The sequence below is a fragment of the Luteococcus sanguinis genome (genome assembly GCF_039527675.1).
GTDB lineage: Bacteria > Actinomycetota > Actinomycetes > Propionibacteriales > Propionibacteriaceae > Luteococcus > Luteococcus sanguinis.
The window spans coordinates 132011-146213 of record NZ_BAAAKI010000001.1 but is presented as its reverse complement, the minus strand read 5'-3'; the positions used below and the strand labels follow the sequence as shown (position 1 = coordinate 146213).

The window sequence follows — 14203 nt, the reverse complement described above, 5'->3', positions numbered from 1 at the left end:
CGACACGGAGTTGGGTTCGTGGTGGGTTGGCGGAGGCTAGTCTCCTTGCATGGCTGGTGTACGACCCGATGAGGCGCTCGTGGCGTTGCCCGACGGCACCACCAAGCAGCGCAATCCCTTCACGGGGACGCAGGTGTGGACCGTCCCAGGGCGAGGCAACAGGCCGCTGGCGAGCCCAACCATCGACGCGCGTCCCTTGCTCGCCGGCGAGGAGCGCCGCTTCTGCGCCTTCTGCAGCGAGCGCTACCTGGACACGCCCCCAGAGAAGTCACGAGTGGTGAACGCGTCCGGCACCATGATGGAGGTCAAGGGCTTGATGGCCCGTGAACTACAGGAGACCGTGGCCGAGTTTCGGCGCATTCCCAATCTCTTCGAGATCCTGCCCCTCCCCTACTGGACGCAGAACCACGGTTTTCAGCCCCCGGCCGAGGACGAGCAGCGGGCGCGCGATTATGTGTCCGACGAGGCTGGAGAACGCCACCTCACGGCCCTTGTGGAGGCACGGGCAAAGGCTGCGGGAATTGAAAAGGAGAATGGTCTTGAGGAAATCGTCAAGATCTCACTGGGATGGTTCTCCAGTGGCCATGAGCTCGTGGTACCGCGCCGTCATTTCGTCGAAGAGGCCGTCTCCACCGACCAGTTGGCGTCCTCGGGAACCCTTGCTGTCGAAGAGCACCGGCAGTACCTGCGGATGACGCTGGACGCGATGGCGCACCTCTACCGGGCCAACTCACACGTCCGCTACGTCGCCACCTTCCAGAACTGGCTCAAACCGGCCGGGGCATCCTTCGACCACCTGCACAAACAGGTCGTGGCCATCGACGAGCACGGGCAGGACGTCGAAGCCATCGCCGCGGCACTGGCCCGGGACGCGAATGCCTGCAATGTGCTGGGGCTCGACATTGCCCTCGAGCATGGTCTGGTGCTGGCCGAGAACGACCATGCGGTCGCCTGGGTGGGGTTCGGGCACCGCTATCCGACCGTCGAGGTCTGGTCACGGTCCAGCCGTCGTCCGTGGGAGCAGTCGGACGAGCAGGTCGCCGCCATGTCGGACCTCGTCCATGCGATGCACGCAGCGTCCGGCCCAGAGATCCCGTGCAATGAGGAGTGGACGCACCGCCCTCCCGATGTCGCCGAGCTGGTGCCCTGGCGGGTGGAGGTCGTGTGGCGCATCTCGACGTTGGCCGGTTTCGAGGGCAGCACCGGGATCTACCTCAACACCATCTCGCCCTGGTCGCTGCGTGATCGGTTGTTGCCCAAGCTGCGCACCCTGCGGCAACAGAGGGCGATCGCGGACGTCCGGCTGGGGGACGAGTGCGGCATTCAGCGGGGGGCATTGCCCACGAGTTGCTCGATGGCTTCGCCGTAGGGCGTGAAGTCGGTCAGCAGGCCGATGCTGCGCTGCATGATGTAGCCCTGAGCCAGGGCCAGCATGGCCGGAGTGGCCTTCCCGGCCATGGCAGCTGCCTGATCGACATCGGCACCTCCGTGGTGGTACCACGCGGTGAGGTATCGCTCCATCACCATGATCATCGTATGGCCGAGTTCGAGTGCGGCTTCGCGCATCCGGTCGTCTGCGGCGGCCACGCCCCAGAACTGCAGCATCAGGCCGCCAGCGAGCCAGTCCTCAGGGAGGTCACGCATAAGGACCTGCATCGCCACGGCAGGGGGTGGGACCTCTGGCAGGCCGAGCAGGCCCTCGGCAATCCCGATCCGCGAGCCGAGAACCGTCTGCGCCAGGTCGAGGATCAGGTCGTCCTTGCTGGCGTAGTAGCCGTAGATGGCACCGGCCGACAGCCCGGACTCGGCGATGATCTCGGCCATGGTCGCCGCCTGTACGCCCTTTCGGCGTGCCACCGCGATCGCGGCGTGCTGGATGCGGTCGCGCTGGGCGAGCCGGTGTTCGTCGGAGACCTTTGGCATGAGAGGCAGCTTAACAAAACGAATGTTCAGTTTGACAGCCCCGTGGAGAGCCCCCACCATGGAGAACGAACATTCTTTTTGGAAGGAAGCCCGATGTCGTCCTCGGTCACCACCCCGCAGGTCCACTCGACGTGGAACGCCACCATCCGCACCATCCTCGGCGCCTCGCTGGTCGTCGTCCTCGTGCTGCTGGCCTTCGGCTGGCCCACCTACACCGCCAAGGTCAAGGACATGCCGCTGGGCGTCGTCGCGACCAGCGAGCAGCAGGCCCAGCTCCAGCAGGCGTTTGATGCCGCAGACGATCCCTTCGAACTGACCAGCTACCCCAGCACCGCCGAGGCCGAGGAGGCCATCAAGCAGCGTGAGGTCTACGGCGCCGTCATCATGCCGACGAAGGCGGGGGAGGCCACCCAGGTGCTGACCGCCTCGGCCGGATCGTCCGCCGCGACCCAGATGCTCGCGCAGATGGCGCAGAAGATGACCGCCCAGCAGATGACTGTCGCGGCCACCGCCAAGCAGACCGCTGCCCAGCAACTCGCCACCACGGCCGCCAGGGCCGCGGCAGCGCAGGCTTCCGCCCAGACGCTGGCTCAGGTGCAGGCGTCCCTGCCCGCCGCCCAGCAGAAGGCGTTGGCCACCCAGCTCGCCACCGCCCAGGCCCAGGCCAAGACACTGGCCGCCGAGGTGGTCAAGCAGAAGGCCGCCGTCGAGGCGATCACCACCCCGTCGGTGCAGGTGGCCGACATCGTCCCGCTGGCTTCGAGCGACTCGCGCGGCTCCGGCTTCGCCATCGCCGGCCTTCCGCTGGCGATGGGCGGCATGATCGGCGGCGTGATGATCTCCATGCTGGTCGTCGGCTGGAAGCGTCGCGCCGTCGCCGTACTCGGCTATGGGATCCTCGGTGGCCTGGGCCTCGCGCTGGTGCTGCACACCTGGTTCGGCTTCGTCACCGGCAGCTTCGCGATGATCTGGGCCGTCTGTGGTGCCGCGATCGCCGCGACCGCCGCCTTCATCACCGGCGCCCAGGCCCTGCTCGGCCAGCCCGGCATCGCCCTGGGTGCGGTGGTCACGATGTTCGTCGGCAACCCGATCTCGTCGCTGGCCATGCCCAAGGAGTGGCTGCCAGGCGCGTGGGGCCAGATCGGCCAGTACTTCGTCCCCGGTGCCGCAGGCAACCTGATGCGCATCGAGTCCTACTTCCCCGACGCTCCCCAACTGACCAGCTGGCTGGTGCTGCTGGGCTGGTTGCTCGTTGGAATGGTGCTGCTGGTCGTCGGCCACCACCGCGACGACGAGGTCATCCACATCCAGGGTGCCGTCGAGGCCGAATGAACCTGTTTGGCAGGCCCCTGAAAACCCGGTGAAAAGTGTCGGGGCCCGCCTCTAGGGTGGGCCCCGACATGCAGACATTCCCACCGACCACCGAAGCATTCAGCGTGCGCTCACGCAGCCAGCTGTATGGCGCCCGGCCGCACCCTGACGACCCCGACACCCGCTCGCCGCAGGCCTTCCTTCGCTGGGTGCTGCGGGGTCAGAAGGACCTGCTGGCGCTGTGCACCGTGCTTGGGCTGATGTGGTTCGTCCCCAGCGCCGTGAACCCCTGGCTGCTCGGCCAGGCGATCGACAATGGCGTCATGCGCCACGACATGGTGGCCGCGCTCAAGTGGGCGGCCTGGATGGCCGTGGCGATCACCGTCGGCGTCGTCGGTGGCGTCGCGATGCACAGCGCGGTGGTCACCGCCTGGCTGGTCGCGATGTACAAGACCATGAAGCTGGTGCTGCGCAAGGTGGTGCAGATGGGCCACGTGGCCCCGCGCCGCACCCCCGCCGGCGAGATGCTCTCGGTGGCCTCAGGTGACGCCGACACCTTCGGCGCGCTGGCCGAGATCGTCGCCCGCACCATCGCCGCCGTGGTGGCCTTCATCTTCGTCGCGGTGCTGGTGCTCAATGAGTCCTTCGTGCTGGGCATCGTCACGCTGGTCGCGGCGCCGGTGCTGGTGGGCGCTGCCTCCCCGCTCCTGCGTCCGCTCCAGCGCGCCCAGGCGACCGAGCGCGGACGGTCGTCCGAGCTCACCGGCATGGCCACCGACATCGTGGCGGGCCTGCGCATCCTGCGCGGCATTGGTGGCGAGCAGACCTTCGGGCAGAACTACGCGGCGCAGTCGCAGCGGGTCCGCTCCGCGGGCGTGCGGACGGGTGCCTGGCAGGCCGCGGTGGACTCACTCGGCGTCCTGCTCTCCGGTTTGCTGCTGGTGACCCTGACCTGGCTCGGCGCCCGCGAACTGATCGCCGGACGGCTGACCATCGGGCAGCTGGTCAGCTTCTTCGGCTACGCGATGTTCCTGGTCTGGCCCATCTCGACGATCTTCGAGTTCGCGCAGAAGTGGGTGCAAGCGACCGTCGCCGCGAAGAAGACGATCGCCGTGCTGGGGCAGCAGCCGCCGTGGAACCAGCCGGCCGCCCCGGTGGCGATCCCGAGCGCCGCCCAGATCGTCGACGAGCCCTCCGGGCTGCGCATCCAGCCCGGTCGGCTGACCGTCCTGGTCAGCGCCGTCCCAGACAGCACCGCCGCGCTGGCCGACCGGCTCGGACGCTATCTTCCTGCCGCCACCGAGCCCGTCAGCCTCGAGATCGAGGAGGGGCTCAAGGGACGCGCGGCCAAGCGCGCCCGTGCCGAGAAGGCCGAACTCCGCGACCAGATCGCGGCCGAGGACGAGCAGGCCGCCGACCAGGAGTGGGGTGTCACCATCGGCGGCGTCGACCTGTCGCGCGTCGACCTCGCCGAACTGCGTCGCACGGTGCTGGTCAGCGACACTGGCTCGCTGGTCTTCGCCGGGACCCTGCAGGAACTGCTCGACCCGCATGGACGATCCACACGCGAGCAGGCCGAGGCCGCGTTGCGGGCGGCCTCCGCCGAGGACGTCTACGACGCGCTCCCGGGCGGCTGGCAGGGGCGTCTGGACGAGCGCGGACGAGGGCTGTCCGGCGGCCAGCGCCAACGGCTCGTGCTGGCCCGTGCGTTGCTGGCCGAGCCGGAGGTGCTCGTCCTGGTGGAACCCACCTCGGCCGTCGATGCCCACACCGAGGCCCGGATCGCGCAACGCGTCCCCGAGCTCCGCCGCGGGCGCACGACCGTCGTCACCACCGTCTCCCCGCTGTGGCTGCACCACGCCGACGACGTCGTCCTGGTGGCCGATGGGCGGGCCGTTGCCCACGGCACCCACGAACAGTTGCTCGCCCGCGACGACTATCGCGCGCTGGTGGCGCGCGGCACCGAGGGCCCCAAGCACTCCGCACACACCGACGAGACCCAAGGAGGCCAGCGATGAGCCCCGCGAGCATCGACCTGCTGGCCAGCTCTGCCGAGACCTGGCGCGACGACCGCACCCGGGTCGACCGGGTGCCAGACGACCTGCGCGTCGACCTGAACAAGGGCTATTTCGGACGGATGCAGGGCTGGCACCAGCGATTCCTCACGCGGCGCGAGCGCGCCGAGGCCTTCTGGGCCACCAGCCGCAACCCCGAACGTGGTCTTCCCGTTGCCGATGACTCGGCCGTGGTGGCGTTCGTTCGGCGGCTGCTGGCCAAGCGCCGCGCGGTCGCATTGCTGTTGGTGCTGCTGAACGCGCTCGCCGGCGTCGCCGGGCTGCTGGTGCCCAGGCTGTTGGGCAACCTCGTCGACCGGGCCGGACGCGAGGGAGCCGGGCTGGCCAACAGCCTCAACCAGGTCGCACTGGTCGTCGTCGCCGTCGTCGTGGCGCAGGCGCTGCTCACCTATGGCGCCCGGTTCACCTCGTCCATCTTCGGGCAGGACCTGCTGGCCGAAGCGCGTGAGTACGTTGTCCGTTTCGTGCTGCGGCTGCCGCTGTCGACCGTCGAACAGGCCTCCACCGGTGACCTGGTCACCCGCGTGACGCGCGACGTCAGCACCATGTCGGAGGCGGTGCGCTGGGCGTTGCCGCAGTTGGTGATCTCGGTGGTGACGCTTGTGCTCACCTTCGTCGCCGTCTTCTGGAACTCGTGGTTGCTGGCGTTGCCGTCGCTCGCGTCGGTGCTGTTGCTGGTGGTGGTCGTGCGCCCCTACCTGCGCCACGCGCCCAAGGGGTACATCACCGAGGGCGGCACCTACTCGCGCATCAACACCGGCCTGACGGAGTCCATCGAGGGCGCCCGGACGATCGAGGCGCTGGGTTTGGACCGGCAGCGGACGGAGCGCACGGACGAGGACATCGAGAACTCCGCCCAGGCCGAGCGCTACACGATGACGCTGCGGAACCTGATGTTCCTGAGCATGGACTACGCCTACCAAGGGCCCTTGGCACTCATCGTCCTGCTGGGCACCTGGGGCCACGCCAACGGCTGGGTGACACTGGGGCAGATCACGGCCGCGGCGCTGTACACCCAGCAGCTGATCGAACCGATGGACCGGATGATCCAGACCATGGACCGGCTGCAGGTCGGTATGGCCTCCACCACCCGTCTGCTCGGCATCGCGTCCGTGCCGCAGGATCGCACCTCGACCGATGAGGTTCCGGTTGACGAGCACCTGGTCGGCCGTGACCTGCGGTTCGCCTACCGCGAGGGCCACGACGTGCTGCACGGCGTCGACCTCGAACTGGTGCCGGGGGAGCGGCTCGCGATCGTCGGGCCGTCCGGTTCGGGCAAGTCGACGATGGCGCGGCTGCTGGCCGGCATCAATGCCCCGCGCACCGGCGCGGTCACCGTCGGCGGTGTGGACGTGATGCACCTGCCGCTGGACCGGCTGCGCACCGACGTGGCCCTGGTCACCCAGGAGCACCACGTCTTCGTCGGGAGCCTGCGCGACAACATCGTGCTGGCCCGGGAGGAGTCCGCCACCGACGACGAGGTGTGGTCGGCGCTGCGGGCGGTGGACGCCTCCGAGTGGGTGGAGCGGCTGCCCGAGCAGCTGAACACCAAGGTGGGTTCCGGCAACCAGGTGCTCACCCCGGCGCAGGCGCAGCAGGTGGCGCTGGCCCGGCTGGTGATCGCCGACCCGCACACGCTCGTCCTCGACGAGGCGACCAGCCTGATCGACCCCACCACCGCGCGGCACCTGGAGGGCTCGATGGCCTCCCTGCTGCACGGACGCACGGTGGTGGCGATCGCGCACCGGCTGCACACCGCCCATGACGCAGACCGGATCGCGGTGGTGATCGACGGGCGGATCGCCGAACTGGGCAGCCATGACGAGCTGATGGCACGCGACGGTGAGTACGCCGGGCTGTGGCGCGCCTGGACCAGCTGACCTTCCGCGATCCCCGAGCCCTGTCGAGGGGGAAGGAGAACAGCGGGCCTGCCCCCTCGAGGGAGCGGACCCGCTGTCGTGGATCGTCAGTTCTGGGTGATCCGTTCGGTGTGGACGAGTTCGGGGTCGATGCCACGCTCGGCAACCGACTCCTCCAACGCCTTCACCATCCCGGGCGGACCGCAGACGTAGATGTCCGGCAGCTGCTCCGGATCGTCGACGGCGTCCAGGTCGTGCGCCAGCACGTCCACCGAGGAGCCCTTGACGTAGCGGATCTGGCCCTCGTCGTCGGGCACCTCGCCCTCCCAGACCGCCAGGGTGACGGTCAGCTCGGGCAGCTGGTCGGCTAGCTCGCGCACCTCGTCCAGCGCGAAGATGTCGTTCGTGGTGTTGACACCGAGTACCAGCCGGGTGGGCTGCGGGTCGCCCCACTCGGCCATCCGGCGCAGCATCGACAGCAGCGGCGCCAGTCCGCACCCGCCGCCGACGAACCAGCGCGGCCGCATCCCGTTCTCGACCAGCGCGAAGGTGCCCTGCGGCCCCACCGCGCGCAGCTGGTCGCCGACTGACGCCTGCTGGTCGAGCCAGGTGGAGAACAGGCCCTGGTCACGGATGTGGATCAGGAACTCCAGCGCACCGTCCCAGTTCGACACATTCGACATGGAGTAGGCGCGCAGCACGTCCGTCCCGGGCACCTGCAGCTGCATGTACTGCCCGGCCTCGAACTCCGCGGCGGCGCCCATCAGCTCGTCCGGCTCCAGCTGCGCCCGCAGGCGCACGATGTGCGGCGTCAGGTGGGTCAGGTCGGTGACGCTCACCGTGCGCTCGGCGGGGGCCTGTTCGACCAGCTTGGACGAGTCGAAGGGCAGCCCCACCTCCAGGTCTCCGGTCGGCTCGGCGCAGCACAACAACACCGCGTCCTCACCGGCCGAGGGGCCCAGCGCGTCGTCCTCGAAGGGACGCATGTGCACCTCCCCCGACCACAACCGGCCGACGCAGGTGCCGCAGGTTCCCTTGCCACACAGCGACGGCAGGATGATGCTCGCCGCCGCAGCGGCCTCAACCACCGACTGGCCGGGCATGGCCTCGACGATTCGCTCGTCACCGTCGGTGGTGACCAGCCGGACGCGCGGGTTCACGCCTGCGTCGGCCAAGACCTCGCTCATGCGCCCGCCATCGCATTCGCGAGGTCTTCGGTGGGGTCACCGAGCGGCTTCAGCGCGAACTTCCGTACCAGGATGTCGACCACGGCCGGGGTCAGGAAGGCCGGCAGGGTCGGGCCGAGGCGGATGTTCTTGATGTCCAGTGCCAGCAGCGTCAGCAGCACGGCGGCGGCCTTCTGTTCGAACCACGACACGAACATGCTCAGCGGCAGGTCGTTCACGCCGCACTCGAAGGCGTCCGCCAGCGCGAGCGCGATCTTGACGGCCGTGAAGGAGTCATTGCACTGGCCGATGTCGAGCAGCCGCGGGATGCCGCTGATGGTGCCGTAGTCGTGGCCGTTGATCCGGAACTTGTTGCAGCCCATGGTGAGCAGCACGGTGTCCGGGCCGGACTTGTCGGCGATCTCGGTGTAGTAGTTGCGGCCGGGCTTGGCGCCGTCGCAGCCGCCGATCACCAGGAAGCGGCTGATGTCGCCGGCCTTCACGGCCTCGACGATGGCGTCAGCCTGGCTGAGCACGCTCTCGTGGCCGAAGCCGACGGTGATCGTCCGCTCGGGCTCCGTGGCGGTGAAACCGGGCAGTGCGGAGGCCGCCTTGACCAGCACCGACAGGTCGTCGTGGGTGAGGTGGCGGACGCCGGGCCAGCCAACCGGACCCATGGTGAAGATGCGGGCGCGGTAGGAGGGCTGGGGCTCGATCAGGCAGTTGGACGTCATGACGATCGGGCCGGGGAATGCGGCGAACTCGGCGTGCTGGTTCTGCCAGGCCGAGCCGTAGTTGCCGGCCAGGTGCTCGTACTTCTTCAGACCCGGGTAGCCATGGGCGGGCAGCATCTCGCCGTGGGTGTAGACGTTGATGCCGGTGCCGGCGGTCGCCTCGAGGATCGCCACCAGGTCACCGAGGTCGTGGCCGCTGACCAGCAACGCCTTGCCCATGACCGGCGTCACCTTCACCTGCGTCGGGGTGGGGGCGCCGAAGGTGCCGCCGTTTGCGGCGTCCAGCATCTCCATCACCTTGAGGTTCACCTGGCCCAGCGTCATCGCGTGCGCGAGCAGGGCGTCCAGGTCGGTGGGCGGGTTGCCCAGGAAGGCGAGCGCCGACTCAATGCCGGCGTCGGTCTCGTCGGTGCGATGTCCCAGCACGTGGGCGTGGTGAGCATAGGCGCAGGTGCCCTTGAGGCCGTAGAGGTTGAGGTTGCGGACACCGACGACGTCGCCGCCGAGCACGTCGATGTCGGCGTCGACGCGCACCAGCGGGGCCTGGGCCAGCAGACCGGCCATCCCGGTGGCCGGGACGAACTGGGCGGCGCCGGTCAGCTCCGGGCCGCCGGTCGCCTCGTAGCGCTCCTTCAGCTCCAGCTCGAAGGCGTAGGCGTCAGCGATGTAGCGCTGGAAGGCGGTGGCGTTGAAGTTGACATTGGTGAGGGTGGTGAACATCCACTCAGCGCCGCGGGCGGCGGCATGCTCGTCCGGCTGGCCGAGGGCCCGCAGGGCGGTGGCGTACTGGCCGATGCCCTCGCAGATGCGCACCAGGATGTCCTGGAGCGCCGCGGTGCGGTCGTCCTTGCCGCAGTTTCCCTTGAGGGCGTGGCAGCCGAGCAGCAGGTTGTCGCTGCGGTCGGTCTGCTCGCACTGGTAGCAGAACATGGGAATCCTCCGAGTCGTTGGGGGTGTAGTCGACCCGAGGCTAGGAGGTGATGAGGGGTCTACGCCTTGACCTGCGTCAAGGTCCGGCGGGCTGGCAATTCCTGTTCCAGCAGGGATCAGCCCAGCAGGGGTCAGCCCAGCAGGACGACGGCGCTCCCGGCTGCGGCGAGCAATCCCTCGTCCGCGAGTTGGCGCAGGGTGCGCGAAAGGGTCTCGGGGGTGATGCCCAGACGGCTGGCGATCGCCCGCTTGGAGGGGGTGAAGACGACCCGTCCACTGGCATCGGCGTGCTGGCGCAGGTGTCCCAACACCCGCTCGCGGGCCGGCTGGACGGTGTACATCTCGACGTCCTGGACGAGCTGGTGCAGCCGAATCGACAACGAGGCCAGCATCGCGCGCGCTGCCGATGGGTCGGTGGCCAGCAGTTCGTCGACGGCCGACGCGGGGACGCGCAACACCTCGGCCGCCTCGGTGACGACGGCGTCCACGGGGAAGGGACGTCCGACGAACATGACGGCCTCCCCGAAGGTCTGGCCGGGGCGGATGATCTCGACCACCTTCTCGGTGCCCTGACTGTTGCCGACCTGCAGCTGGACGGCGCCCCCGGTGAGCGCGAAGAAGCAGTTCGCCGGGGTCATGCGAGTGAAGACGAGCTCCCCGACGCCGTAGGTCTCCACCGTGGTGGCGGCAGCCAGCTTGTCGAGGGCCGCATCAGGCAGGCTGGTGAACAGGGGGAGGCGTCGCAGGTGTTCGCTCACGGTAGTGCTCATCGGGAACGATCAAACCATGCCAGGTAGCTGTTTTCCCCGGTAGCGCAACCCACCCGCGGGTGTTGGGCGGACCTGTGCTGCGACCTAGCGTGGAAGTCATGAAGCTCGCAGAACAAATCGTCGCCCAGTTGCAGGCCGCCGGGGTTCGCCGCATCTACGGGATCGTCGGCGACTCGCTGAACCCGATCGTGGACGCCGTCCGACGCACTGGAGGCTCCGAGAAGGGTGGCATCGACTGGATCCACGTCCGGCACGAGGAGGCGGCTGCCTTCGCCGCTGCCGCCGACGCGCAGCTGACCGGGGAACTGGCCGTGTGTGCCGGTTCGTGCGGTCCGGGAAACCTCCATCTCATCAATGGGCTGTACGACGCGAACCGCTCGCACGCTCCCGTGTTGGCGATCGCCTCGCACATCCCGTCCTCCCAGATCGGTCAGGCCTACTTCCAGGAGACGCACCCCGACCGGCTGTTCGTGGAGTGTTCGGTCTACTCGGAAATGATCTCCACCGCGGCCCAGTCGCCGCGGGTGGTGTCGGCCGCGATCCAGCACGCCGTCGCGATGCAGGGCGTCTCGGTGATCACCGTTCCCGGCGACATCACCGACCTGGATGTGACCAACGAGCCCCCGCTGTACACGCCCTTCGTGCGGGGTGCGGTGACCCCGGCTCCGGAGTCCCTCGCCGCGCTCGCCGACGCGATCAACGCCGCCGACAAGGTTGCCATCTTCGCCGGTGCCGGTGTCGAGGGCGCCCGGGACGAGGTGCTGCAGCTCGCCGAACTGGTGAAGGCCCCGGTCGGGCACACCCTGCGTGGCAAGGACTTCATCCAGTACGACAATCCCTACGACGTCGGCATGACCGGGCTGCTCGGCTACGGCGCCGCTGCTGCGGGCATGGAGGATGCCGACCTGCTCGTCCTGCTCGGCACCGACTTTCCCTATGACCAATTCCTGCCTGACGTTCGCACCGCGCAGGTCGACCGGCACCCCGAGAAGCTCGGACGACGCACGGACGTTGACGTGGCCGTGCACGGGGACGTTGCGCCCACCCTCGCAGCCTTGCTGCCGTTGGTGAAGAGGAAGCGCTCGGACCGCTTCCTCAAGCAGATGCTGAAGAAGCACCACCGGATCGTCGACAAGGGCACGAATGCCTACACGCGCAAGGTGGAGCACCTGACGCCGATCCATCCCGAGTTCGCCGCCGCGGTGCTGGACGACATGGCTGCCGACGACGCCGTCTTCACCGCCGACACCGGCATGTGCAATGTCTGGACCGCGCGCTATGTCACCCCGAACGGTCGGCGCCGGCTGATCGGATCCTTCCTGCACGGCTCGATGGCCAACGCCCTGCCCCACGCCATCGGCGCTGCGTTCGCCTACCCGGGTCGCCAGGTGATCGGCGTCTGCGGGGACGGCGGGCTGTCGATGCTGATGGGGGAGTTGCTGACCGTGGCCACCTACCGGCTGCCGGTGAAGCTCGTCGTGTTCAACAACTCGACGTTGGGCATGGTGAAGCTGGAGATGCTGGTCAACGGCCTGCCCAGCACGGGGACGGACGTGCCGGTCGCCAACTACGCCGCGGTCGCGGAGGCGGTGGGCATCAAGGGCATCCGGGTGGAGCGTGGGGAGGACCTCGCCGACGCCTACCGGCAGGCCTTCGCGGAGCCCGGCCCGGTGCTGGTGGAGGTGATCACCGACCCGAATGCGTTGTCGATCCCGCCGCAGGTGACCCTCGACCAGGTCTACGGTTTCGCGACGGCGATGAGCCGGACGGTGTTCAACTCAGGCGCCGGGGAGGTGGTCGCGATGGCCAGGTCGAACCTGCGCAACATTCCGCGCGGCTAGGGCTTTCGTCCAGACTGGGAGGCCGCTGAAGGACTCTTCGCGGCGGCTGCTACGCGGCGGTGGTGCGGGGCGTACCCCAAGAACAGCGGAACGCCCGGGAGCAAGCTCCCGGGCGTTCGGTTGGCTGTGATGGGGGTGACTCACCACAGACAGTCAGTGACCTAGTCGGTGCCGAGGTCGAAGGCGGCGCGCTCCAGCACCGCGTCCGAGTTGTCGGAACCCTTGCCGATCGACGGGATGGACCCTGCCTGACCGGCCTTGAGCTCGCCCACAAGGTCGGCAGAGGCGCCACCGAGGATGCCCTGGCTGGCGTAGATCTCGAGCTTCTCGCGGCTGTCGGCGATGTCGAGGTTGCGCATGGTCAGCTGGCCGATGCGGTCGGTGGGGCCGAAGGCAGCGTCCTCGACGCGCTCCATCGACAGCTTCTCCGCGTGGTAGCTGAAGTTGGGGCCGTCGGTGTTGAGGATCGTGTAGTCCTCGCCACGGCGAAGGCGCAGGGTGACGGTACCGGTCACCGCGCTGGCCACCCAGCGGGTGATCGACTCGCGCAGCATCAGGCTCTGCGGGTCCAGCCAGCGGCCCTCGTACATCAAACGGCCGAGGCGGAAGCCCTCGGAGTGGTAGTTGGCCAGCGTGTCCTCGTTGTGGATCGCGTTCAGCAGCCGCTCGTAGGCGACGAACAGCAGGGCCATGCCGGGCGCCTCGTAGATGCCACGCGACTTGGCCTCGATGATGCGGTTCTCGATCTGGTCGCTCATGCCCAGACCGTGACGTCCGCCGATCTCGTTGGCCTTCATCACCAGCTCGACGGGGGAGGCGAAGCTCTCGCCATTGATCTCGACGGGACGACCTTGGTGGAAGGTGATCGCCACGTCCTCGGTGTCGATCTGAACCGACGGATCCCAGAACTTCGCGCCCATGATCGGCTCGACGGTCTCCAGCGACACGTCCAGGCTCTCCAGCGTCTTCGCCTCGTGGGTCGCGCCCCAGATGTTCGCGTCTGTGGAGTAGGCCTTCTCCTTGGAGTCGCGGTAGGGCAGGTCGCGCTGTGAGAGCCACTGGCTCATCTCGTCGCGCCCGCCCAGCTCGCCGACGAAGTTCTCGTCCAGCCACGGCTTGTAGATGCGCAGCTGGGGGTTGGCCATCAGGCCGTAGCGGTAGAAGCGCTCGATGTCGTTGCCCTTGTAGGTCGAACCGTCGCCCCAGATGTTGACATTGTCGTCGGCCATCGCGCGCACCAGCAGGGTGCCAGTGACGGCGCGTCCGATCGGGGTGGTGTTGAAGTAGGCACGCCCGGCCGACCGGATGTGGAAGGCGCCACACGCGAGAGCGCTCAGACCCTCCTCCACCATGGCCGCGCGGCAGTCGACCAGGCGGCTCAGCTCGGCGCCGTACTCCAGCGCACGGCCGGGCACCGACTCGATGTCGGGCTCGTCGTACTGGCCGATGTCGGCGGTGTAGGTGCACGGGACGGCGCCCTTCTCGCGCATCCAGGCAACGGCCACCGAGGTGTCGAGGCCACCGGAGAAGGCGATGCCGACGCGTTCGCCGGCGGGCAGTGAGGTCAGGACTTTGGACACGTCCCAGACTCTAT

General features: G+C 68.6%; 10 protein-coding genes. 5 read left to right on the top strand and 5 right to left on the bottom strand.

Annotated features, from left to right (window positions below; genetic code table 11):
- Positions 1–49 precede the first annotated feature (49 nt).
- A complete protein-coding gene (locus tag ABD089_RS00730) occupies positions 50–1369 on the top strand; it encodes a DUF4921 family protein (RefSeq protein ID WP_343884230.1) in 1320 nt (439 codons plus the stop codon).
- Here ABD089_RS00730 and ABD089_RS00725 read toward each other — a convergent pair.
- Positions 1324–1923, bottom strand: coding sequence for a TetR/AcrR family transcriptional regulator (locus ABD089_RS00725; RefSeq protein WP_343884229.1), 600 nt, complete (start codon positions 1921–1923; stop codon positions 1324–1326). The genes ABD089_RS00730 and ABD089_RS00725 overlap by 46 nt on opposite strands.
- A 93-nt stretch (positions 1924–2016) precedes the next feature.
- Here ABD089_RS00725 and ABD089_RS00720 point away from each other — a divergent pair, with 93 nt between their 5' ends.
- The 3 genes from ABD089_RS00720 (at position 2017) to ABD089_RS00710 (ending at position 7189) form a co-directional block, all read left to right on the top strand.
- Complete coding sequence (locus tag ABD089_RS00720; protein WP_343884228.1) at positions 2017–3255, top strand: hypothetical protein; 1239 nt, start codon at positions 2017–2019, stop codon at positions 3253–3255.
- A gap of 104 nt (positions 3256–3359) precedes the next feature.
- On the top strand, positions 3360–5252 hold the full coding sequence (locus ABD089_RS00715; RefSeq protein WP_343884227.1) for an ABC transporter transmembrane domain-containing protein: 1893 nt from the start codon (positions 3360–3362) through the stop codon (positions 5250–5252).
- Complete coding sequence (locus ABD089_RS00710; protein ID WP_343884226.1) at positions 5249–7189, top strand: ABC transporter ATP-binding protein; 1941 nt, start codon at positions 5249–5251, stop codon at positions 7187–7189. The genes ABD089_RS00715 and ABD089_RS00710 overlap by 4 nt, the downstream gene beginning before the upstream one ends.
- A gap of 86 nt (positions 7190–7275) precedes the next feature.
- Here the strand turns inward: ABD089_RS00710 and ABD089_RS00705 are convergent, their stop codons facing one another.
- From ABD089_RS00705 to ABD089_RS00695, 3 genes are all read right to left on the bottom strand, one after another.
- Positions 7276–8355, bottom strand: a complete 1080-nt coding sequence (locus ABD089_RS00705; RefSeq protein ID WP_343884225.1) for a 2Fe-2S iron-sulfur cluster-binding protein — start codon at positions 8353–8355, stop codon at positions 7276–7278.
- Positions 8352–9998: a hydroxylamine reductase gene (hcp, locus tag ABD089_RS00700; RefSeq protein ID WP_343884224.1), complete on the bottom strand. Its 1647-nt coding sequence runs from the start codon at positions 9996–9998 to the stop codon at positions 8352–8354. Before hcp ends, ABD089_RS00705 begins: the two co-directional genes overlap by 4 nt.
- Before the next feature lie 131 nt (positions 9999–10129).
- Positions 10130–10768 (bottom strand): Crp/Fnr family transcriptional regulator, encoded by a 639-nt coding sequence (locus ABD089_RS00695; RefSeq protein WP_343884223.1) that lies wholly within the window; start codon positions 10766–10768, stop codon positions 10130–10132.
- Between the two features lie 98 nt (positions 10769–10866).
- Here ABD089_RS00695 and ABD089_RS00690 point away from each other — a divergent pair, with 98 nt between their 5' ends.
- Positions 10867–12609: a pyruvate dehydrogenase gene (locus tag ABD089_RS00690; protein ID WP_343884222.1), complete on the top strand. Its 1743-nt coding sequence runs from the start codon at positions 10867–10869 to the stop codon at positions 12607–12609.
- Between the two features lie 161 nt (positions 12610–12770).
- Here the strand turns inward: ABD089_RS00690 and argG are convergent, their stop codons facing one another.
- Complete coding sequence (gene argG / locus ABD089_RS00685) at positions 12771–14189, bottom strand: argininosuccinate synthase (protein WP_343884221.1); 1419 nt, start codon at positions 14187–14189, stop codon at positions 12771–12773.
- Positions 14190–14203 lie beyond the last annotated feature (14 nt).

What these genes read in the sequence shown, in the direction of transcription:
- ABD089_RS00690 (WP_343884222.1), top strand. Translation starts at nt 10,867, where the DNA reads ATGAAGCTCGCAGAACAAATCGTCGCCCAGTTGCAGGCCGCCGGGGTT.
- ABD089_RS00725 (WP_343884229.1), bottom strand. Translation starts at nt 1,923, where the DNA reads ATGCCAAAGGTCTCCGACGAACACCGGCTCGCCCAGCGCGACCGCATC.
- ABD089_RS00720 (WP_343884228.1), top strand. Translation starts at nt 2,017, where the DNA reads ATGTCGTCCTCGGTCACCACCCCGCAGGTCCACTCGACGTGGAACGCC.
- ABD089_RS00695 (WP_343884223.1), bottom strand. Translation starts at nt 10,768, where the DNA reads ATGAGCACTACCGTGAGCGAACACCTGCGACGCCTCCCCCTGTTCACC.
- ABD089_RS00710 (WP_343884226.1), top strand. Translation starts at nt 5,249, where the DNA reads ATGAGCCCCGCGAGCATCGACCTGCTGGCCAGCTCTGCCGAGACCTGG.
- hcp (WP_343884224.1), bottom strand. Translation starts at nt 9,998, where the DNA reads ATGTTCTGCTACCAGTGCGAGCAGACCGACCGCAGCGACAACCTGCTG.
- ABD089_RS00705 (WP_343884225.1), bottom strand. Translation starts at nt 8,355, where the DNA reads ATGAGCGAGGTCTTGGCCGACGCAGGCGTGAACCCGCGCGTCCGGCTG.
- ABD089_RS00730 (WP_343884230.1), top strand. Translation starts at nt 50, where the DNA reads ATGGCTGGTGTACGACCCGATGAGGCGCTCGTGGCGTTGCCCGACGGC.